This is a genomic window from Mycolicibacterium chubuense (assembly GCF_001044255.1).
In the GTDB taxonomy this organism is placed as follows: domain Bacteria; phylum Actinomycetota; class Actinomycetes; order Mycobacteriales; family Mycobacteriaceae; genus Mycobacterium; species Mycobacterium chubuense.
The window spans coordinates 139,584-161,876 of record NZ_JYNX01000035.1 but is presented as its reverse complement, the minus strand read 5'-3'; the positions used below and the strand labels follow the sequence as shown (position 1 = coordinate 161,876).

The window sequence follows — 22,293 nt, the reverse complement described above, 5'->3', positions numbered from 1 at the left end:
TCCTGCGGGTTGGCGTCGTATGCTCGACCCCTGGAGGGCCGCGCGCAGGTGGCGGACACGGGGGAAGGGCATCACATGAGCAAAGATGGAGAACTCGGCATATCGGTCGTCATCATCGACAACCAGTACGTCGTGCACGCCGGCATCGAGGCCTGGGTCGCCGGGAACGAGCCACCGATCAAGATTGTCGGGAACTTCGCCCATCCGGCGGAGTTCATGGCGTTGCAGGCGGCGCAGAAAACCCCGGTGGATGTCGTCATCCTGGCCCTCGAACACGAAGGACGGGGGCCCGACTTCGGCGGGTTGCGACTTCTCTGCCGGGCCGGTTACCGGGTCATCGGATACTCCCATCTCATCTCCGATGAGGTGATTCTGACCGCGCTCGATGCCGGGGCCGTCAATTACGTCGGGAAGTCCGAGGATGGAAAGCATCTGCGCGGTGCCATCTGCGCAGCCCGGTCCGGTGTCACCTATCGCCCGCCGCGCATGGCAGACGCCCTGGAACGCGTCGAGCTCGTCGGTCGGCCCCGGCTCACTCGACGGGAACGGGAAGTGTTGTCGGCGTGGCTGCGCACCGACAACAAAGACGAAGTGGCGAAGCTGCTCTACATCGAGCCGTCGACGGTCGCCACCCACGTACAGCGCGCACGAGCCAAGTACGCCGCGGTCGGTAGGGCCGCCCCGACCAAGACCCTCCTGATCGCTCGTGCGATCGAGGACGGGCTCATCGACGTCGACGACCTGTGACCGCGCGGCTCACGCGTCGTCCGGCACAGCCTTGGGCGGCGTGACATGTGCGGAATAGCCGGGATTCGCCGGTTGGACGGCTCGCCCGTGGACGAACCCCTGGTCGCCGCGATGATCAGATCGATGGCCCATCGCGGGCCCGACGCGACCGGTATCTGGACCCACCGCGACGTCGGGCTGGCGCACTGCCGATTGTCGATCATCGATCCCGGGGGTTCGGAGCAACCCATGGCATCGGCCGATCGGCGATCTCATGTGGTGTTCAACGGCGAGATCCTGAACTACCGCCAACTGCGTTCTGAGCTGTCGTATCCCTTCACCACCCTGGGTGACACCGAGGTTCTGCTCGCGCTCCACGACAAGTACGGGCCCGCAGGCGTCGACCGGTTACGCGGGCAATTCGCCTTCGCTCTTCATGATTCGGGTACCGGCGACATTCATCTGTTCCGTGATCGCCTCGGAATCCTGCCGCTGTACTACTACAAGACGGACAAACTGTTCGCGTTCGCGTCCGAGATCAAGGGCCTGTTGCCCGTCATCGGTGCCCCGACGGTCGACGAGGACAGTCTCTACGACTATCTGACCTACCGATCGGTTCCTGCGCCGTACACGCTTCTGCAAGGAGTGCGCAAGATTCCGCCGGGCCATCACCTCGTTCTCACCTCATCCGGCGACATCCGTTGCTCTGCATACTGGCAACTCCCCGCGGAGCCGACCACCATCGCGATCACCCCCAGCGGCGCTGTCGACCTGGTCGAGGAAGCGCTCACCGCGTCCGTCCGAGAGGCGCTCGTCGCCGATGTGCCTGTCGGTGCCTATCTGTCCGGGGGACTGGACAGCAGCCTTGTCACCTCGCTGATGGCCGAAATGCATTCGGGCGGTGAGCTCAACACGTTCTCCGCGGGATTCGGCGACGATTCTCTGGACGAAACACACTGGGCCCGTAGGGTCGCCGATCACGTCGGCACCCGTCATCACGAGCTGACGGTCACTGCGGACGACTTCGAGCGGTGCTGGTCGACACTGAGCTGGCACCGCGACGCTCCGTTGTCCGAGCCGTCCGACGTCGCCGTCTTCCGGCTCGCCGAGTTGGCGCGGCAGCATGTGAAGGTCCTGCTCTCCGGTGAGGGTGCCGACGAGCTGTTCGCCGGCTACCCGAAGCACCGATACGCCGAGGCGACACGCTGGCTGGGTGTTCTGCCGTCGGCGGCATTGCGGCGGGTGGAGAAGACCCTGCCCGCTCATCACGCCCGGCTCGGCATCGCGATGCGCGCGATGTCGGAAGACACGTACTCGGAGCGCATGCGCGGATGGTTCGCACCGTTCACCTCCCCCGAGCGAGCCGCACTGCTCGGCGGACAACCCGCGCGCAGCACCCTCGGTCCCTTCACTGATGGACGTGGCGACGCCCTGCACCGCATGCTCTACGCCGACATCCGAACATGGCTCTGCGACAACCTCCTCGAGCGGGGAGACCGCATGTCGATGGCCGCATCGGTCGAACTTCGTCCGCCCTTCCTCGACCATCGATTGGTGGAACTCGCGTTCGCGCTGCCCAGCAACGTCAAGCTTCGCGGTGGGACGAGCAAGTGGGTACTCAAAGAGGTGGCTCGCAAGCGGCTGCCCGCGGAGGTGGTGGATCGACCCAAGCTGGGATTCAAGGTCCCCCTGGACAAGTGGTTTCGAGGCGGGCTGCAGGACATGGCCTTCGACTCCTTGACCGGACCTTCCTCGTTCGTCGGCTCCACGTTCGACCGGACCGCCGTGATGCGACTGTTGCGTGATCACTCGCTCGGAGAGCGCAACGAGCAGCCACGGATCTGGGCGTTGCTGTCCCTGGAGGTCTGGCACCAAGGGCTGGTGGGGACGCGGCCCTGTCGTGTCTGATCCACCGGCGGCCCTCGACGGACAGTGTTCCCGGCAGGATCGCAGGAACCCTGGCACGGCGGTAGCAGTCGTCACCGGAGCGGGTCGGGGTATCGGCCAGGCGACGGCGATAGCTCTGGCGGACAGTGGTTTCGCGGTAGGACTGGTCGCTCGTACCCGCGAGGAACTCGTCGCGACGGCCGATCAGATCGCCGTCAGGGGAACGCCCGCCGCCGTCGCCGTCGCGGACGTCACGTGCCACGCTTCGGTGCGTCGCGCCGTCGAGACGCTCGAGGGATCTCTGGGCGACATCGACGTGCTGGTGAACAACGCCGCCACGATGCGTGCCGTCGGTCCGGTCTGGCAGGTCGATCCGGTCGATTGGTGGACAGATGTGCAGACGAGCCTGGTCGGCGCCTTCCTCTGTTCCCACGAGGTGATCCCGGGCATGATCGCGCGTGGGCGCGGACGCATCGTCAATGTGGTGAGTTACGCGGCCGTGCGGCCCAGTCCGTACCAAAGCGCCTATGCCGCAGCGAAAGCGGGGCTGGTGAGCCTGACCGAGGACCTGGCGGCATCACTGCGGCCCCACGGCCTGTTCGCTTTCGCTGTCGCGCCGGGCTTCACCGACACCGCGATGACCCGGTCACTGGTCCATTCCGCAGCCGCCAAGCGCTGGATGCCGGAGCTCGCCCGTCGAGAATCGGTGCCGGCGCAGCAGTCCACTGCCTTGATCACCTGGCTGGCCACGGGGTCCGGTGACGAACTCAACGGTCGCCTACTGCACCCCCTCGACGACGTGGAAGATCTTCTCGTGCACGTCGATCGGGTGCGCGACCTGGATCTGTACGTGCCTCGTATCCGCCGGCTGGAGTGAATCAGACGGTCGCCCACTGGGAAGCAGCTGCCGGTAGAAATTCACCAGATTCCGGCGGGAGACCTCCCACGAGAGCTTCTGTTCGATGCGCTCCCGGCCCAGCGCGCCCATCCGCCGGCGGCGCCGCTCGTCGTGGAGAAGCTCGTCGATCGCTTTCGCGAAAGCGAACTCGTCGTTCGGCGCCACGTAGAGAGCCGCCTCACCCGCCGAAACACGCGCTTCCTTGAGATCGAACGACACGATCGGTCGACCCATCGCCATGTACTCGACGACCTTGTTCATCGTCGACACGTCGTTGAGCGGATTCCACGGGTCGGGAGACAGACACAGATCCGCGGTGGACAGACACCGCATGACGAACTCGTCGGGCACCCGCCCCGTGAACTCGACCACGTCGTCGATTCCCAGTTCCCTGCTCAGGGCGACCATGTCGTCGAAGACGTCGCCGGAACCCATGAAGACACAGTGGAAATCGTCGCGCCCGATCTGTTCACGCAGAATCTTCACGGCCCGAAGCGCGTAGTCGACACCGTCCTGCGGCCCCATCACCCCGAGATAGGCGAGCAGGTACCTCTTACCCCGGCGAAGTGAGGCGTCGGATTCGCAGCGGACGAAGCGGTCGAGATCAGGCGCGCTCCGCACGACCACGACGTCGTCTGCGTTCTTCCTGCCGCGGGTCAGGGCCACCGTGCGATAGCTCTCATTGGGCGAGATCACCGCGTCGGCGGCGGCGAAGGTGAGTCGCTCGGTCAGCCGGGTCACCGTGTGCAGGAACCGCGGACCGCCGGCAAAGCGCGACTCGAACAGCTCCGGCACCAGATCGTGGTGGTCGAAGACGAATCGCGTTCCCCCCACACGCAGGACGACGGCGATGAGGAACAACAGATCGGGCGGATTGCAGGCGTGCACCACGTCGACACGCCTTTCCCGACGCACCTTCAGCGCCAGCCGCAGGGTGTGCCACAGTGCCGCCGAGTACTCGCGCAGGTAGCCGATCGGGCCTCCGGTGGCGGCACGCAGGGGATAGCGCAGGATGCGCACACCGTCGACCACCACCTCGTCCTCGCGGTCCTGCTTGGCGCCCTGCGGGCAGATCACGGTGACGTCGAAGCCGGCGTCGACCAACGCGCGACTCTCCTGCCACACTCGGCGGTCGAAGGGCACTGACAGGTTCTCCACCAGAATCAGGATGTGACCGGGCATTTCTTCATTACCTCCTCGAGGGGCCGCGTGTCCCTGCGACACCGCCGGCCGGATTGGACTCCGGTGTGACTCGGTAGCGGTCACCACGCGATGCCCGCGTAGTTCGGCCGATCACGCCACGCCGCTGCTTCGGGAAGCCGGACCAGATCGATGACGAGCTGATCCGCTCGCGCGCGGGACAGGGTCTCGACGACCTCGGGCGCGGCCGATCCGGCTATCAGAACGTCGCCGTGGCGCAGGACGGCGTCGACATCGTCGACGAGGGCGTGTCCGATGTGCGGCAGCCGCTGTTCGATATAGGTGCGATTCGCGCCGGTCAGCCGCGACAGGCTGACGTTGGCGTCATAGATCTTGACGTCGAAACCTTTGCCGATCAGGCGTTCTGCCAGCTCCACCATCGGACTTTCCCGAAGGTCGTCGGTGCCCTGTTTGAAGGACAGACCGAAGATTCCGACCCTGCGGTGGTCGGCTTTGATCACGAAGTCGACGGCCCGGCGCAGATGGACTTCGTTGGAGGTCAACACATTGGCCAACAGGGGCACGTCGATGTCGTTGCGGCGCGCGGTGTGGGTGAGTGCGCGGACGTCCTTGGGAAGGCACGATCCGCCGAACGCGAAGCCCGGTCGCAGGTAGGCGCCGCTGATGTTCAGCTTCGTGTCGGCCAGGAAGATGTCCATCACCGCATGGGAATCCAGCTGCAGGGCGTTACAGATCGCGCCGACCTCGTTGGCGAAACCCACCTTGAGTGCGTGAAAGCTGTTGTCGACGTACTTCACCATCTCGGCGACTCTGATCGGGACGTGGAACCGCGGTCCGGGCAGACCGTCGTAGAGGTCCATGACGATCTCTCCGCTGCGCCGGTCGGTTTCGCCCACCACGGTCTTGGGAGGTTGATGGAAATCTCGAACGCTCGATCCTTCGCGCAGGAACTCGGGATTCACGCACACGCCGAAGTCGATGCCGGCGCGTTTGTGTGACGTCCGTTCCAGGAGTGGGATCAGCAGTTCATCGCATGTTCCCGGCACCATGGTGCTGCGATAGACGACGACGTGCCAACCGTCTTTCCTGGCGAGTGCGGTGCCGATGGCGGCCGTCGCCTGCTCCAGGAAACCGGTGGACAGCCCCCCGCCGGGGGCCGACGGTGTGCCGACACACACCAGGGAGATGTCGCTGGCCATCACCGCCGCATCCGCGTCGGTGGTGACCGAGAGCGCGCCGTCGGTCACGGTCTGTGCGATGTATTCGCCGATGTGTTCCTCGACGATCGGTGACCTACCCGATCGCAGCGCGTCCACTTTGTCGGAATTCACGTCGACACCGATGACCCGGTGACCCTCTGCGGCGAAACACGCCGCTGAGACGCAGCCGACGTAACCGAGCCCGTGCACGCTGATGCCCATCAACCGCTGACCGGACATGCCATCCCCCTCGAGGTGGTCGGGTGTGGAGTTTCCGCGCCGCCGGACGGATCGCCATCCGGGGTGTCGATCCACCAGCGCCCGCGAAGCTGCGGAAACTGCTGGTGCACTTCGTCGTAGAGATCAGGAATGGTCAGCAGGATGTGATCCGGATCAGCCCGCACGAGTTCGTCGGGACCGATGATCGGCACGTCGGTTCCCGGCATACGGCGTCCCTGCTTGGCCGGCGACGCGTCGGCGACGGCGGCGAGGCGACGCCGGTCGATCCCCGCGCTGCTGAACAGGGAGACGGCACGAGACGCAGCGCCGTACGCATACACCCGGTGACCGTTGTCGGCCTCGGCGTCGAGCCATCGGCGCAGTCGCCGCATGTGCCGCTGCGCCGCATGCTGAAGTCCGCTCACCGCAGCCGGTTCGGTGACACCCAGTGCCGATTCGCGAGAGAGGATGTCGCGCACGCCGGCGTCCGGCGCGGTGTGGCCGTGCACCGCGGCGACCAACACGGTGCCGCCGTACAGATCGAACTCCCAGGCGGTGGCTACGCCCATCCCGGCTGCGCCGAGCAGTCCGACGAGTGCGGTGAGCGAGTAGTAGGCGAAATGACCGTGCCGCAGTGCATTCCACTGCCCGAGCCGCACGATCGTGGCAAGTGAGTGGTAGTGCAGCAGGAGGACACCGTCCGGCGCGGTGGCCGCGGCACGTGCGGCGAACGCCGCGCGTTGGTCGGGCTCGTGCATGATGCCGAAGCTGTCCAGCACGATGTGCGCCGGCGCACCGACCACGTGGTGCCGGTCCGCGAGTAGCGACGACCACGATCCTCCGTGGGGACTGCCGAACTCGCGCAACGTCGTCCCGCGCAGCCATCCTGCGTCGGCGACCCGCCGGAGCGCCTCGGCGGCCTGCTCCCGCAGCGCCATCGGTTCGACGCCTCGCGGCTCGGCGGGAATCGTGCCGTCATAGGACAGTTGAGCCAGGCCACACCGTCGGCACAGATCCATCGCCAGCGCGTGACACGCTTCGGACTCGTCGACAGGCTCGGAAGCCGGCGGAAAGTGGTCAGCCGCCGGGACCGTGCCCAGGTCGAGCACCGGCACGAGTGCAGAACTCCGACACGCTCGGCACGCGGTCATGGCAGCATGGCTTCGTGCGTGTCGAACAGACAGAGTTGTCCGGCGTCCTGGTCATGGTGCCCGATCCGTTCCGGGACGACCGCGGATTGTTCACCAGGACGTTCGACGCCGAGATCTTCGATGAACACCTCGGCGAACCCGGGGCGTCCGCCCGGTTCATCCAGGATTCCCAATCGCGGTCGGTGCAAGGCGTGGTGCGCGGAATGCACGGCCGCAGCGGGCGTGGGGAGGCCAAGCTGGTCCGGTGTGCCCACGGCGCCGTCCACGACGTCGTCGTCGACGTGAGGCCCGGGTCGCCCACCTTCGGGCGCTGGCAGGCATTCCGGCTCGACGATGAGCAGTTCCGCCACCTCTACATCCCGCCGGGATTCCTGCACGGCTTCCAATCGCTCACTCCCACAGCCGATGTGTGCTACCGCATCGACCGTCCGCACGATCCGCGGGAGGACATCGCCGTGAGGCACGACGATGCGGACCTCGCGGTCACCTGGCCTCTCCCGATCACCCGGGTGTCGGCGCGCGACGCCGGCGCGCCCGGATGGCAGCAGTTGCTCACGCATCTGCGTTGACCCATCGCAGAGATCCGTCGAGAGCCTCTGCCTCGCAGAGTCGGCGGAGATGCTCGAGCCGGGTCAGTTGCTGCTGAAACTGCTGTGCATCAAGATCATTGACGCAGTACTGCTTGTACAGCTCGGCAGCGCCCTCGTGTATCGACCATTCGGCCCGATACCCGAGTTCGTCGCGGGCACGGGAGAAATCGACGCGATAGGACCGAGAGTCGGGCCCGGTCGTCCCGGCGATCACCAGCGTCGAATCCGGCACGACGTCGACGACCGCCTGCGCGATGTCCCGCACCGTCACGTTGTTGTGTTCGCCACCGACGTTGAAGGCGCGCGCCCGGATCTTCTCTGCCGGGGCGGTGAGGCAGGCCAGGAAGGCTTGCGCGATGTCGCGGGCGTGCACCAACGGTCGCCACGGTGTGCCGTCGGACAGGACGCGCACCTCGCCGGTGAGCACAGCGCTGCCGACCAGGTTGTTCAGCACGATGTCGGCACGCAGCCGCGGGGAGAAGCCGAATGCGGTGGCATTGCGAAGGAACACCGGGACGAAGCCGGCCCCGGCCATCGCCGCCACGTCGTCTTCGACACGCACTTTGCTCTCGGCGTACGGGGTCAGCGGCCGCAGCGGTGCGTTTTCACCGACCAGGCCGTTCCCCGCCGCTCCGTACACCGAGCACGTCGACGCGTACAGAAAGCGCGTGACGCCGGCACTCTTCGCGAGTCGGGCCAGCCGTACCGATGCGCGATGGTTGATCTCGTGCGTGATGTCCGGGGCGAAAGCGCCCAGCGGATCGTTGGACAGCGCTGCCAGGTGGATGACGGCGTCGAAGCCGTCGAGTTGTCCGGCGGTGACGTCGCGCACGTCGACGCGCCGCCGACCGTCGAGGCCGCGCGGATCGTCGGGGGCCGGCCCCAGCAGGCAGTCTCGGAAGAACCCCGTGTCGAGTCCGACGACGTCGTGCCCCGCATCCCGCAGTACCGGCACCATGACGGTGCCGAGATAGCCCTGATGGCCCGTTACGAGCACCCGCATGACACGCCTCCCACCGTCAACGCCGCCTTCTCCAGCACGAAAGCCTCTGCATGCCGATGGCGGCACTGCACTCCGCGCAACCGCGCGAGACCGAGGAACGCCTCCTCGTCGAACCAGTCGTGCATCGCCTGGGACGGGTAGCACTTGTGCAGCAGCCGGGCCTTCTCCAGCGCCGTCTCCGTGGTCACCGGAAAGAACACGTTGGGGGCGTGAGCGTCGGTCTCCCACTTGAGAATCTCGTAGCCCAGCAGGAGGTGATCCCGGAACTCGGTGGGGAGCAACTCGGCGAGCAGCCGATGGTCCTGATGAGCGTCGTCGCGGTGCGGGCCGAACACGATCGACGGATCGCAGCGATCGCGAAAAGCCCGCAACGATGACTTGATCTGATCCCAGTGGGCGGGCGCGCGGCCGTCGGGTATCGCACCGATCTGCACCTCGAGGTCGGCGCCCGGGCAGAATGCGCGCAGCGCGTCGGTCTCCTCGGTCTCCCGTTCGGAGCCGGCACCACTGAGCACCAGCGCCCGCACGCGGAGTCCGGGTTCGGCGGTGCAGAGGGTGAGCAGGGTGGCGCCCATGCCGATCGCGATGTCGTCGCAATGCGCTCCGACGACGGCGATCTCGCGCACCCGGCCCGCGCACAGCGACATCACGGCGCTACCGCCGGCTGTATCGGCATGTCGTCGGAGCAGTCGTCCCACACCATCCACGGACGATCCCCACGGTGGTAACCGGCGTCGAGTTCCGCGCGCTCCTTGAAGGTGTCGGCCGGCTTCCAGAACCCGGCGTGCCGGTAGCCGAGCAGCTTTCCGTGGCCGGCCAGGGTCGCGCACGCATCCGCCACCAGGTCGCCTCCCGGCGGGAGATGATCGAAGACGTCCTGAGAAAGCACGAAATAGCCACCGTTGACCCACACCGACAGCTCGGAGACCGGCAGGATGCCCTTGACCTCGCCCGTCTCGCGCATCTCCACGCAGTGGAACGACTGCTGTGGCGGGACGACCATCATCGACACCGTCGCGCCGGAGGCGTGATAGTTCTCGATCATCGTGTCGAGGGGGGCGTCGGTCAGCACATCGGCGTAGTTGGCCAGGAAGTACTCGTCGGACCCGAGGTACTTCCGGACCCGGCGCAGGCGCTCGCCGATCGCCGATTCCAGACCCGTGTCGACGAAGGTGATCGACCAGTCACTGATGTCGTTGCCCAGCAATTCCATTCGGTCACCGTGCAGAACGAAGTCGTTCGACGCGGCTTCCTGGTAAGTCAGGAAGTAGTCCTTGATGTGGCCCGCCCCGTAACCGAGGCACAGGATGAACTCCGTGTGTCCGTAGTGGGCGTAATAGCGCATCACGTGCCACAGCAGCGGTCGCGGGCCCACCATCTGCATCGGCTTGGGGATGTCGTCGGCGCCGCTGTTGCGCATCCGCATGCCGTATCCACCGCAGAACAGCACTACCTTCATCGCACTTGCCTCTCGATCGGAAGGTCACCGGCCGACACCGCGTCGTGCAGGTGGGGAAGGGGAAAGACGAGTCGCCCGCCCCAGTCGTCGATGTAGCGCAGCTGTTCGGTCAGCTCCGCTTCAAGATTCCAGGGCAGCGCCATGACGATGTCGGGGCGGTCCTGGGCGATCCGCGTGGTGTCGTGGATGGGAATCCGCATCCCCGGCGTGAAACGCCCGTGCTTGTAGGGGTTTCGGTCGACCGTGTACTCGAGCAGATCGCTGCGGATTCCGCAGTAGTTCAGCAGCGTGTTGGCTTTGCCCGGTGCGCCGTAACCGACCACGCGCTGCCCGGCATCGCGTGCGTCGAGCAGAAATCGCAACAGGTCGTATCGCGTCCGTTCGGCTCGCGGCCGGAGGTCCCGGTACCCGTCGAGCTCGTGGAGTCCGGCGGCCGCCTCGGTCTGCAGGACCTCGACGACGCGGTCGCTGGGTGGATCGGCAACCTGTGTGGGCCGGGCCCAGACCCGCATCGAACCACCGTGCGTCGAGAGCAACTCGACATCCACCACGCTCAGGTCGGCGACCGCGAGCGCGCGCATCGCCGACAGCAGGGTGTAGTACTGGAAGTGTTCGTGATAGATGGTGTCGAACTGACCGAGCGCGACCAGGTTCGCAGCGTGGTGCACCTCGATCGTGCACCATCCGTCGTCGGCCATCAGACGTCGCAGTGAGCGGGTGAAATCCACCAGATCGGGCACGTGAGCGTAGACGTTGTTGGCGATGACCAGGTCCGCCGCCCGGTAGTCGGTGCGTACCCGGCCGGCTGTGCGCCGGTTGAGGAACGCGGTCTCTGTCGGCACGCCGATCGTGCGTGCGGCTTCGCCCACGTTCACCGACGGCTCGATTCCCAGGCACGGGATGCTGGCTGCGACCAGATGCTGGAGCAGATATCCGTCGTTGCTCGCCACTTCGATGACGAAGGACTCGTTGCCGAGGCCGAGCCGTTCGATCGCGTCGTCGACATAGGTCTTCGCGTGCTGCAACCAGCTGTCGGAGAATGACGAGTAGTAGGCGTAGTCGGTGAAGGTGTCTTCGGGCGTGATCAGCGCTGGTATCTGGAGGAGTAGGCAATGCTCGCACAGTCGCAGATGCAGCGGGTACGTCATCTCCGGCTGATCGAGTTCGTCGGCGCAGAGGAATTTCTCACACGGGGGAGTGGCGCCCAGGTCCAGCACGCTGAACAGCCGATCCGCACCGCACAACCGGCAGTGCAGGCCGGTCGAATCGGACGGGATGTGCGGCGAGATGTTCATCAATAGGCTCCGACTCCGCCGAGGACGGCTCTGACTGTCTTCAGTACGATCACGAGATCGGCCACCGTGCACCAGTTTTCGATGTAGAACAGATCGAGCTTCACGGATTCCTCCCAGGACAGCTCGGACCGCCCGCTGACCTGCCACAGGCCAGTGATCCCCGGTCGGACGAGTAGTCGGCGGCGCACCTGGTTGTCATAGGACTGGACCTCCCGGGGCAGCGGCGGGCGCGGACCGACCACGCTCATCTCTCCGCGCAGAACGTTGATGAACTGGGGCAACTCGTCGATGCTGTAGCGCCGGAGGAACCTGCCCACCGGGGTGACCCGAGGATCCTGGCGGATCTTGAAGAGCACGCCGCCGTCCACCTCGTTCAGCGCGATGATCTCGGTGAGCTTCTGATCGGCGTCCACGGTCATCGTCCTGAACTTGATCATCTGAAAAGGCCTGCCATCGAGGCCGATTCGCTCCGATCGATACAGAGCGGGGCCGCTGCTGGTAGCCTTCACGGCCACTGCGGCGGCGATCAGCAGCGGCGACGCCATGATCAGCGCCGACAGGGCGAAGCCGATGTCGAAGGCGCGCTTCTTGAATCTCTTCGCGCCGTGATACTGGGGTTTGGCCAGCTGAATCAGCGGCATGTTCGCGATCAGCCGAACGTTGAGTCGGGGGCGCGCCACGTCCACCATGCCGGGCGACACCAGCAGATCCACATCGAGATCGTCCAATTGCCAGGAGAGATCGCGAATCCGCTGCGGCCCGAGGTGGCCTGCGGAGGTGAGTGCGATCGTATCTGCGCCGGATACAGCCACCGCCGAACGGATGTCGCCGTCATGACCGAACACCGGAACGGTGCCGACCCCGGCCACCTCGAGGGATCGGTCGTCGCATCCGTTCTCGATGCAGGCGCCGATCACGACGTAGCCCTGCTGTGGTCGGCGGGCGAACGATGACGCCAGCGCGGCGATGGAATCCGGCGCGCCGCACGCGAGCACGCCCGTCAGCATCCGGCCACGCCGCCGCTGGACCGCGACGAACCGGCGGGCGAGGTAGCGGTTGCCGCAGAGGCCGAGAACACCCAGGGGAAGGGCGACTGCGATGTAGCCGCGTGCGATGTCGAGATCCAGCAACGTGGACACGACGGCCACCGCACCGAACGACGACAGCGTCGCCGCGCACACCCTCCGGAATTCCTCGGCACCTGCGCCGATCACCCACGGCGACCGGCTGCGGTAGATGCACAGCAGGCCGGCCCACCCGGCCACGGCGACCGTCGATGCCAGTACGGAGCCCGACGCGGAAGCTGGATTCATCGACTGACCGGGCGCTGCGCCGAAGCGCACCATCTCGGCAAGACCGACAGAGACGAACATGACAGCCACATCGGAGACGCACAGCCACTGCCCATAGCGGCGCTGCCATCCCGATCGGGTGGTCCTGCGCGGCGCCGTGTGCGTGTCCACACTGACGGCGATGGGTCTGGGCGCGAGGCCTGCTCCCAGCGTCGGTGCGGTTGCAGCACGTGCGGACGCATTGAACGCGAATGGTTTTCGGCGCGATATCGGAGGAGTGACAGCCATGGCCGGTGTCCTCGGACCTAGCTCGCAGGCCCGAGCGTCGCGGCGTGCGCGGGGCCGACGGCCACGTAGTCGCCGGGGTCTGCCGTCACGGTGTAGACCAGCCAGCGCGGGTAGCGTCCGGCGACCGGGTCGATACCGATACCGGCGAACAGGGCGAAGACCTCGTCGTCGACGGTGATCCGGTTGGCGGCGATGACCGCACGGAAGCCGGCATCGCGCAGGGCGTCCCTGGCTTTGCCGATGTGGCTGATGCCGGCGATGACGTCGGCCACCTGTTGTGATGTGGGCATGTCCTGGCCCCCTGTTCCATGCCGTTGACGAAATCGCCAGAGTTAACGTCGCGCGGGACCGGCGACGTACGTACAGACCGCCGGGAGCTGTCGCTCCGGGCCGTATCCCGCCTGTGCCTGCCCCACGGCCGCAAACGTTAACGGCGGATCATCGCCGATCCATACTGACTGTGCCGCAAATAGTCTGAACAGATGACAGCGGTGTCGCGGGTGCCAGACGGGTCGATTGCGGGGCGGAATCGGAACCCTCCACTGTTCGGGGGACAGCCGGTTCATCGCCTCGTACGGTGTCTTCTGCGTTGGTCATCCGTGACGCCAACGGCGTGTTTCGGTGATCGGAGCAGCTCTCGACCAGCAGGAGGGTCGCCGTGAGCACAGAGCGGGACGGCCGGACCGGAATCTCCATCGCGATCGTCGATGACGAACACGTGGTGCATGCCGGTATCGGCGCGTGGCTGACAGGGACGCAGCCGGCGATGACGGTGGTGGCCGGCTTCACCGAGTCGACGAGCTTCATCGCACGCTATCCGGCGGCCACTCCCGAGCTCGACGTCACCTTGTTCGCTCTGCAGTTTCATTCCGGCGGTCCGCGTTTCGACATGCTGCACCAGATTTGCGAGGCCGGTCACCGGGTGGTCGTCTACTCGTATCTGTCGAGTGTCGAGGTGATCCTCAGTAGCCTCGACGCGGGCGCGATGAGCTACATCGGCAAGTTCGAAGGGGGAAGTCATCTTCTCCAGGCGATTTGCACTGTGGCGCAGGGACAACGATATGTCGGCGCGGCGATGGGCCGAGCGCTGCAGATCGGGACGACGACCGGCAGGCCGCGACTGACCCCGCGGGAGAAAGAGGTTCTGCGCGCCTGGATTCAGTTGGGGAGCAAGCACGTCGTCGCCGACCGTCAGTTCGTCGAGACATCCACCGTGCGCGGCCACCTGGAACGCATCCGGGTCAAATACGCCGAGGCCGGCCGGCCCGCCGCGACCAAGGCGGCGCTGACGGCGCGAGCGATCCAGGATGGTCTCCTGTCCCTCGGAGATGTCTGACACGCACGCGATCGCTTGCGGCCCTACTCGCCCGTGCGGGCCACATGCGGTGTCCGCCGCCCAGATGACGCGCCGCCGGAGACGACCGTGTCCGGCCGACGTACGACGTGCCGGTCCCCGTCGCCATACGTCCTACGAACGGCCCCATATCGGCTCGGCCGCAGTCGATTTCTCTTGGCTCCTGGGTGACAGCTTTACAGTTGAGCCGGCTGACGAACGTGACATCGGCCAAGGTTTGCCGGTTCCGGGGGGCATCATGAGTGACACGGCTCGTTCACTGCGGCAGGCGGCCCGGGTGGCCTGGCGGATCGTCGCACGGTCGTGCGCGCTGACCGCCGTTCTCCTGGTTGCGGTACTCATCAGCAACCCGCAGGCGCCGGCCTGGGCCGACGATCCGTCGTCGGTCTCGACGTCGTCCACCGATCAGGATGCGTCGGCGTCGACCGACCAAGCCGGCTCGTCCGTGTCGCACGGCGACACATCCGATCACGAGACCAACGGTGACACCGCGCCTTCCGCGGATCCAGGAGTCGCCGAAGAACCGGTAGAGGCATCGGAGGCGGCCGCACCCCGCGGGCGGGCGCGGCACTCGAGAATCGCCGAAAGGGACACACAACGGCGTTCGCGGCGTGAGGCACGGCGCGACCCGTCGCACACCGCGGCCGACACCGGCTCGGCACAGGCACAGGCACCCGAGCAGGCCGTCGCAGAACATCGCACCGTCGGCACCGTGCAGCCGCACACTGCATCCGTACTCAGGACCGTCGTGCCGAGCACGGCGTCGAACACGTCGGCGGCAGTATCGCTGTCGCCCCCGGTGACGGCGACAGCCACCGCCGCTGTCCCAGATGCGCCCACGACCACCCGGAAGTCGTCCATCGGCATAAAGCTTCTCACCTCTGTGCTGTCCCGGCTGTTGGCTCCCCGACCGGCGGACTCGGGCGATTCGCCACTGATGTGGGGTGTCCTGGCGTGGGCCCGCAGGCCTGTCGACCGGCGGACGAGCTCCGGGTCTGATGCCGTCGACGCGGCTGTGCCGACGCTGGCTCTCGCCGCTGCCCCGGTGACTCCGGCATTCGTGCAGGTCGCCGCGGCCACCCCTCAGACATCGCAGACCTCGGTTGCGGTGAAGTACTCGCTGGCGCAGACGGCTGGGGACACCAATGTCATTGCCGTCGGCTGGAACAACGCGACATCGTCGATCACGTCGGTGACCGACTCGGCGGGCAACGCCTATCGCTTGGCGGCCCCCACCGCTCGGGGGTCGGGGATCAGTCAGGCGATCTACTACGCGTCGGGGATCAAAGGGGCGGCCGCGGGGACGAACACGGTGACCGTGGTCTTCAACAGCGCCACCCCGTACGTGGACGTTCGTGCTCTCGAGTACAGCGGGCTCGATCCCGTCAATCCGTTCGACCGGACCGCGTCGGCTGCGGGTACCGGAACCGCCGCGAGTTCGGGCGCAGTGACGACGACCGCAGCCAATGAGCTGATCTTCGCCGCGGGCATGACCACCGGCGGATTCCTGGCAGCCGGCACCGGTTTCACTTCGCGGATCATCACCACTCCTGACGCTGACATCGCCCAGGACAGAGTGGCCGGCACCACCGGAAGTTATAGCGCCACAGCCACGTTGAGCGGCTCGGCGGCGTGGCTGATGCAGGTGGCCGCGTTCAAGGCCGCCACGGTCAGCGGCACCGACACCACAGCACCCACGGTCTCGGTGACCGCCCCGAACGGAACGGTCTCGGGAACAGTGACGCTCAGCGCCACCGCGACCGACAACGTCGCGGTGGCCGGCGTGCAGTTCCTCGTCGACAACACCGCCACTGGCATCGAGGACACCACCTCGCCCTACAGCACATCCCTCAACACGACCACGTTGGTCAACGGCACCCACACCCTGACAGCGCTCGCACGCGACACCAGCGGCAACACGGCGCTGTCCGCGCCGGTCACCATCACGGTCAGCAACACCGGTCAACCCGGCACGTTCCGCAACGAGATCCTGGCAACCGGACTCAACCTCCCGACGGCGATGAAGTTCCTCCCCGACGGCCGCATGCTCGTCGCCGAACTCGGCGGTATCGTCAAAGTCCTGTCGGCCCCGTACACCCAGGCCGACCCCACACCCTTTCTGCAGATCACCAACATCGGCACCGCCGGCGACGAAACGGTCGCGCAGCAGGGGATCTACGACATCGCGCTGGATCCGAACTTCGCCACCAACCACTACTACTACGTCTCCTACACCGCGAACACGCCGAACCGAGACCGGCTCTCCCGCTTCACCGCCAATGCGACGCTGACCGGCACGGTGTCGGGCAGCGAGTTGGTCATCTATCAGGACACCCTGGACGCCAACACCGAGCACCATGGCGGCGCGATCACATTCGGCAACGACGGAAAGATCTACTTCGCCACCGGCGATGCGTTCCAAGGGTCTCCGTCCCAGCGTCTGGACAGCCCACGCGGCAAGATCCTGCGGTTCAACACCGACGGCACGATTCCGACCGACAACCCGTTCTATGACGGCAGCGGCCCGAACTACGATGCGGTCTGGGCATTGGGACTGCGCAATCCCTACCGGGCCTACTACGACGCTCCCACCGGGCGCTTGCTCATCGGGGACGTGGGGGGCAACGACGCGTCGACCGCCGTGGAAGAACTGAACCTGGGTGTGCGCGGAGCCAACTACGGCTGGCCGAATGTCGAGGGCGCCACGACCAATCCGGCGTACACCAGCCCGATCTACGCGTACCCCCACTCCGGCCGCGACGCAGCCATCACCGGCGGCTTCGTCTACCACGGCACGCAGTTTCCCAGCAATTACCAGGGCAGCTACTTCTTCGCCGACTACGCCCAGAACACCATCAAGCGCCTGACCTTCGACGCGAACGGAAACGTCAACGGGGTGTTCAATGTCGACCCCGCCGACGGCACACCTGACGGGCCGACGGGCGACATCGTCTACCTGGCCCAGGGGCCCGAGGGAGCGCTCTACTACATCGACATCGGCGTCTCGGACACCACCGGCACCGTCGGGGTCAGCAAGATCCGCAGGATCAGCTATACCGGCAGCGCCAACCTGCCGCCCGTCGCCGGCGCCTCTGCCACGCCGACATCGGGGGCCACGCCACTCACCGTCAACTTCTCCAGTGCCGGTTCCTCCGATCCGGAGGGCCAGACGCTCACCTATGCCTGGGATTTCGGCGACCAGACGGCGTCGACGGCAGCCAATCCCACGCACACGTACAACACCGCAGGCAGTTACCAGGCCCGGCTCACGGTCTCCGACGGAGTGACCTCCACCATCTCGGCGCCGCTGAACGTCGTCGCGGGAAACGCTCCCACGGTGACGATCCTGTCGCCGACCGACGGACTGACGTTCAAGGCGGGCGATGTCATCACGTTCAGCGGCAGCGCGACCGATGTGGAAGACGGCACATTGCCTGCGAGCGCATACACGTGGACGTTCGACTTCCTGCACGACACCCACGTGCACCCCGGCTCACCGATCGTCGGGGTGACGAGCGGAACGTTCACGATTCCGACGTCGGGTCACGATTGGGAAGACAACACCAGATACCGGGTGTCGGTCACCGTGACGGACTCCAGCGGGTTGCAGACGACGAAATCCGTCTTCATCTACCCGCAGAAGGTCAACCTGACGTTCAACACCGGACCCAGTGGAGCCGCCATCTACGTGGACGGCGTTGCGCACACCGCACCCTTCGTCCTGAACGACCTGATCGGCTTCACCCACACGATTTCCGCGCCCGACCAGACCATCGGCGGTAACACCTACACGTTCAGCTCGTGGTCGGACGGTGGTGCCCAGTCCCACACCCTCGTCGTGCCGGCAACAGCGCAGACCTACTCCGCGAACTTCACCCTCGCCAATCCGGTCAACCCGCCGGGGTTCGTCCAGGTGTCGGCGGCGACACCGCAGACCAGTCAGTCGTCGGTGGCGGTGAAGTACACCGCCGCCCAGACCGCCGGGAACACGAATGTGCTTGCCATCGGCTGGAACAACGCGACGTCATCGATCACGTCGGTGACCGATTCGGCGGGTAACGCCTACCAGCTGGCGGTGCCCACCGCGCGCGGCGCGGGCATCAGCCAGGCGATCTACTACGCCCCGAACATCAAGGCCTCGGCAGCCGGGACCAACACGGTGACCGTCACGTTCAACACCGCCACCCCGTACGTGGATGTGCGGGCCCTGGAGTACAGCGGACTGGATCGGGCGAACCCGTTGGACGTCGGCGCCTCCGCATCGGGCACGGGGACCACGGCCAGTACAGGGGCAGTGAACACGACCGGGGCCAACGACCTGCTGTTCGCCGCGGGCATGACCACCGGCGCGTTCCTCGGAGCCGGCACCGGGTTCAGCTCGCGGATCATCACCACCCCCGATGCCGATATCGCCCAGGACAGGCTGCTCAGCAGTGCCGGGAGTTACAGCGCCTCCGCTCCGTTGGGCGCTTCCTCGGCGTGGCTGATGCAGGTGGCCGCTTTCCGGGCCGCCGCAGTCACCGACACCACCGCCCCCTCGGTGTCGGTGACTGCGCCGACTACCACGGTGTCGGGCACGATCACCCTCACCGCGAGTGCGACCGACAACGTCGGGGTCGCCGGGGTGCAGTTCCTGGTCGACAACACCGCCGTCGGCGTGCAGGACACCACGTCGCCGTACAGCCTGTCCTTCGATACGACAACGGTGACCAACGGCACCCACACGGTGACCGCGCGGGCCACCGACACCAGCGGCAACACGGCGACCTCGGCGCCGGTCACGATCACCGTGAACAACACCGCTGCCGACACGATCGCCCCCACGGTTTCTCTGACCGCGCCGAGCGGGACGGTGTCGGGCACGGTGACCCTCAGTGCCAACGCTTCTGACAACGTCGCGGTGGCCGGGGTGCAGTTCCTGGTCGACAACACCGCGGTCGGGTCGCAGGACACGACCTCGCCCTACAGCCTGACCTGGAACAGCGCCACGGTGACCAACGGCACCCACACCATTTCCGCCCGGGCCACGGATTCCAGTGGCAACACCACGCTGTCGGCTCCGGTGAGTGTCACCGTCAACAATGCGGTGGCCGCGCCCCCTGGATTTGTGCAGGTGTCAGCGGTGACGCCGCAGACGAATCAGTCATCGGTGGCGGTGAAGTACACCGGTGCCCAGACCGCCGGCGACACCAATGTGCTCGCCGTCGGATGGAACAACACGACGTCGACGATCACCTCGGTGACCGATTCGGCGGGCAATACCTACAAGGTCGCGGTTCCCACCGCCCGGGGGACCGGGGTGAGCCAGGCGATCTACTACGCCTCGAACATCAAAGCGGCTGCAGCGGGGACGAATACGGTCACGGTGGTGTTCAACACCGCCACCCCCTACGTGGACGTGCGGGCGCTGGAGTACAGCGGCCTCGATCCGGCCAACCCGTTCGGGGTGGGGGCGTCGGCCTCGGGTACGGGGGCCTCGGCCAGTGCGGGGTCGGTGACCACGACGACAGCGAATGAGCTGATCTTCACGGCGGGTATGACCACAGGTGGGTTCAGCGCCCCGGGGACGGGCTTCACGTCGCGGATCATCACCACCCCGGATCTGGACATCGCCCAGGACAGGCTGGCCGGAACCGCCGGAACCTACAGCGCCACAGCAGCGTTGAGCGGATCCGCGGCCTGGCTGCTGCAGGCGGCCACATTCAAGGCCGCCTCGACCTCCGGCGCCGATACGACCGCTCCCACGGTGACGGTGACCACCGCCGGCGGAACGGTGTCGGGCACTGTGAGTCTCGGCGCGAACGCTTCTGACAACGTCGCGGTGGCCGGGGTGCAGTTCCTGATCGACAACACCGCGGTCGGCGCGCAGGACACAACTTCGCCGTACAGCGTGTCCTGGAACAGCACCACGGTGGCCAACGGCACCCACACCATCACCGCGCGGGCCACCGACACCAGCGGCAACGCCACGCTGTCGGCGCCGGTCACCATCACCGTCAGCAACGCAGCTGCGCCGGCGACGACGACATCGATCTTCTTCGAGGGCAGCCCGAGCGTCGGTGAGGCAAGCGGGACCGTGATGGTGCCCATCGGCCGCAGCGGCGATCTGACGCGCACGTCCACCATCGAGTACGGAATAACACCGGACACCGCAACCGCCGGAGTGGACTACGTGGGCGGAAGTGGAACGATCACGATGGCGGCGGGCGTGGCCCGTGTCTTCATCCCGGTGCAGATCACCAATGACAGCATTTCCGAGTCGACGGAGACATTCGTGGTCTCGATCATCAATGTCGACAGTGGCTCGACGCTGCTGTTCCCGAGAACGGCGCGCATCAACATCCTCGACGACGAGAATCCCGTCATCGACCCGGTGTCACCACCGCTGACGTCGAACTACAGCGTCACGGAGCAGTACGTCATCTCAGGGCTCGATCAGCCGTTGGCGTTTCAATTCGCCCCCCAGAATCCCTCGCTGGTGTATGTGGCTGAAAAAGGCGGCCTGATAAGAGTTTTCAACGTCGTCACTGGGGCTCAACAATCGACCTTCGTCGATATCCGTTCCAAAGTGAACAACGCTCAGGATCGCGGGCTCCTCGACATCGCGTTGGACCCCAGGTTCGGGCAGCCCGTTGCGCAGGGGCAGCCGGAGCACAATTACGTCTACGCGTTCTATGTGGTCGACCCTCCCGGTACGGCCGGTAATCCTGCCGGGACGAACGCAGGGCCGGACGGCGGCGGGAACCGCTTCGCCTACGTCGTGCGCTTCACCGCCGACGCGGCAACGAATTACACGACGGCGATCCCCGGCAGCGAGGTCATTCTTCTGGGGGGCGCCGGTGTCACGCTCAGCGACATCAGCGGAGCCGGAACGATCGACAGCACCAGCAACACCAGCCTTCCCGAGTCCGGGTTCAACGCCACGACGGGGAAATACGTCGACAACTACATCAAGGTCGATTCGCGGAGTCACGCGGGAGGATCGCTGGCGTTCGGTCCGGATGGGGCTCTGTATGTCGGCATCGGAGATGGCACGTCTTTCGATCTGGTCGACCCGCGCACCCGCAGTGTCCAGAACATCAACAGTCTGTCCGGCAAGATTCTGCGCATCGACCCGACGACAGGCTCAGGATTGCCGGACAACCCGTTCGTGAAACCGGGCGACGATCTCAACGCCAACCATTCCAAGGTGTATCAGCTGGGTCTGCGAAATCCGTTCTCCATCGGGTTCGCCGGGGATGGTCGCCTCTTCATCTCGAATACGGGTTGGTACAGCTGGGAGGAGATCGAAAGCGGATATGCCGGCGCGAATTTCGGTTGGCCGTACTACGAAGGGGGGGACAACGGCGTGGTGCTACCCGCACCCGGGTATCGCGACCTGCCCAGCGACCCCGCCCGCGGACTACCCAGCGCTGCCGACTTCTACGCGGCAGTCGCCAGTGGTGCGATGACGATGACGCCCGCGTACCGCGCTTTCGCCCACGACCCGAACGCGCCGGGCTTCCAGATCGGGGCCATCGTGGGCGTCGACGGGGTGTACACGGGATCGCAGTATCCCGCGGAATTCCAGAACGACATCTTCTTCTCCGACGTCAACGAGGGCGAGGTGTACGTCGTCGACATCAACAACAACAGCGACGTGAAGTATCTGTACGGCAGCCAACTCGTCCCCGTCGCCTTCAGCCAGGGACCTGACGGGTACATCTACGCTGCGAACCTCGCTGGATCCATCACCAGACTACGGATAGTGCCGAAGCAGGTGTAGCGCGCG

General features: G+C 66.1%; 15 protein-coding genes. 6 read left to right on the top strand and 9 right to left on the bottom strand.

Annotation, left to right across the window (positions count from 1 at the left end; all coding sequences use genetic code 11):
* Positions 1 to 75 precede the first annotated feature (75 nt).
* The 3 genes from MCHUDSM44219_RS12705 to MCHUDSM44219_RS28875 are packed head-to-tail and all read left to right on the top strand — an operon-like array spanning position 76 to position 3,490.
* On the top strand, positions 76 to 747 hold the full coding sequence (locus MCHUDSM44219_RS12705) for a response regulator transcription factor (protein WP_048418592.1): 672 nt from the start codon (positions 76 to 78) through the stop codon (positions 745 to 747).
* Positions 748 to 792: 45 nt separating this feature from the next.
* Entirely contained in the window at positions 793 to 2,634 is a 1,842-nt protein-coding gene (asnB, locus tag MCHUDSM44219_RS12700) for an asparagine synthase (glutamine-hydrolyzing) (RefSeq protein ID WP_048418591.1), read from the top strand.
* Positions 2,627 to 3,490, top strand: a complete 864-nt coding sequence (locus MCHUDSM44219_RS28875) for an SDR family NAD(P)-dependent oxidoreductase (RefSeq protein WP_048418590.1) — start codon at positions 2,627 to 2,629, stop codon at positions 3,488 to 3,490. The genes asnB and MCHUDSM44219_RS28875 overlap by 8 nt, the downstream gene beginning before the upstream one ends.
* On the opposite strand, the gene MCHUDSM44219_RS12690 is transcribed toward MCHUDSM44219_RS28875, so the two are convergent.
* The 3 genes from MCHUDSM44219_RS12690 to MCHUDSM44219_RS12680 form a co-directional block, all read right to left on the bottom strand.
* Positions 3,392 to 4,693 (bottom strand): glycosyltransferase family 4 protein, encoded by a 1,302-nt coding sequence (locus MCHUDSM44219_RS12690; RefSeq protein ID WP_172506298.1) that lies wholly within the window; start codon positions 4,691 to 4,693, stop codon positions 3,392 to 3,394. The genes MCHUDSM44219_RS28875 and MCHUDSM44219_RS12690 overlap by 99 nt on opposite strands.
* A gap of 80 nt (positions 4,694 to 4,773) precedes the next feature.
* The gene (locus tag MCHUDSM44219_RS12685; RefSeq protein ID WP_201778146.1) at positions 4,774 to 6,111 is read right to left on the bottom strand and encodes a nucleotide sugar dehydrogenase; all 1,338 of its coding nucleotides are present in this window, start codon (positions 6,109 to 6,111) and stop codon (positions 4,774 to 4,776) included.
* Entirely contained in the window at positions 6,093 to 7,241 is a 1,149-nt protein-coding gene (locus MCHUDSM44219_RS12680; RefSeq protein WP_082162170.1) for a class I SAM-dependent methyltransferase, read from the bottom strand. The genes MCHUDSM44219_RS12685 and MCHUDSM44219_RS12680 overlap by 19 nt, the downstream gene beginning before the upstream one ends.
* 14 nt (positions 7,242 to 7,255) lie before the next feature.
* Here MCHUDSM44219_RS12680 and rfbC point away from each other — a divergent pair, with 14 nt between their 5' ends.
* Entirely contained in the window at positions 7,256 to 7,810 is a 555-nt protein-coding gene (gene rfbC, locus MCHUDSM44219_RS12675; RefSeq protein ID WP_048418588.1) for a dTDP-4-dehydrorhamnose 3,5-epimerase, read from the top strand.
* On the opposite strand, the gene MCHUDSM44219_RS12670 is transcribed toward rfbC, so the two are convergent.
* From MCHUDSM44219_RS12670 to MCHUDSM44219_RS12645, 6 genes are read right to left on the bottom strand one after another with little or no spacing between them, the layout of a single operon-like run.
* The gene (locus MCHUDSM44219_RS12670; RefSeq protein ID WP_048418587.1) at positions 7,794 to 8,834 is read right to left on the bottom strand and encodes an NAD-dependent epimerase/dehydratase family protein; all 1,041 of its coding nucleotides are present in this window, start codon (positions 8,832 to 8,834) and stop codon (positions 7,794 to 7,796) included. The genes rfbC and MCHUDSM44219_RS12670 overlap by 17 nt on opposite strands.
* Positions 8,819 to 9,484, bottom strand: coding sequence for a PIG-L deacetylase family protein (locus MCHUDSM44219_RS12665; RefSeq protein WP_048418586.1), 666 nt, complete (start codon positions 9,482 to 9,484; stop codon positions 8,819 to 8,821). Before MCHUDSM44219_RS12665 ends, MCHUDSM44219_RS12670 begins: the two co-directional genes overlap by 16 nt.
* Positions 9,481 to 10,293 carry a sugar phosphate nucleotidyltransferase gene (locus MCHUDSM44219_RS12660; protein WP_048418585.1) on the bottom strand — a complete coding sequence of 271 codons (813 nt, stop codon included), beginning with the start codon at positions 10,291 to 10,293 and terminating at the stop codon, positions 9,481 to 9,483. Before MCHUDSM44219_RS12660 ends, MCHUDSM44219_RS12665 begins: the two co-directional genes overlap by 4 nt.
* Positions 10,290 to 11,549 carry a class I SAM-dependent methyltransferase gene (locus MCHUDSM44219_RS12655; protein WP_048418696.1) on the bottom strand — a complete coding sequence of 420 codons (1,260 nt, stop codon included), beginning with the start codon at positions 11,547 to 11,549 and terminating at the stop codon, positions 10,290 to 10,292. The genes MCHUDSM44219_RS12660 and MCHUDSM44219_RS12655 overlap by 4 nt, the downstream gene beginning before the upstream one ends.
* A gap of 38 nt (positions 11,550 to 11,587) precedes the next feature.
* Positions 11,588 to 13,168, bottom strand: a complete 1,581-nt coding sequence (locus MCHUDSM44219_RS12650; RefSeq protein WP_082162168.1) for a sugar transferase — start codon at positions 13,166 to 13,168, stop codon at positions 11,588 to 11,590.
* A 17-nt stretch (positions 13,169 to 13,185) separates the two neighbouring features.
* Positions 13,186 to 13,458 (bottom strand): hypothetical protein, encoded by a 273-nt coding sequence (locus tag MCHUDSM44219_RS12645; RefSeq protein ID WP_048418584.1) that lies wholly within the window; start codon positions 13,456 to 13,458, stop codon positions 13,186 to 13,188.
* 476 nt (positions 13,459 to 13,934) lie between these two features.
* On the opposite strand from MCHUDSM44219_RS12645, the gene MCHUDSM44219_RS12640 reads away from it, so the two are divergent.
* Both MCHUDSM44219_RS12640 and MCHUDSM44219_RS28430 read left to right on the top strand, forming a co-directional pair.
* Positions 13,935 to 14,504, top strand: a complete 570-nt coding sequence (locus tag MCHUDSM44219_RS12640; protein ID WP_236695442.1) for a helix-turn-helix domain-containing protein — start codon at positions 13,935 to 13,937, stop codon at positions 14,502 to 14,504.
* Between the two features lie 256 nt (positions 14,505 to 14,760).
* On the top strand, positions 14,761 to 22,287 hold the full coding sequence (locus MCHUDSM44219_RS28430) for a PQQ-dependent sugar dehydrogenase (protein ID WP_053081238.1): 7,527 nt from the start codon (positions 14,761 to 14,763) through the stop codon (positions 22,285 to 22,287).
* The last annotated feature ends 6 nt before the right edge of the window (positions 22,288 to 22,293 follow it).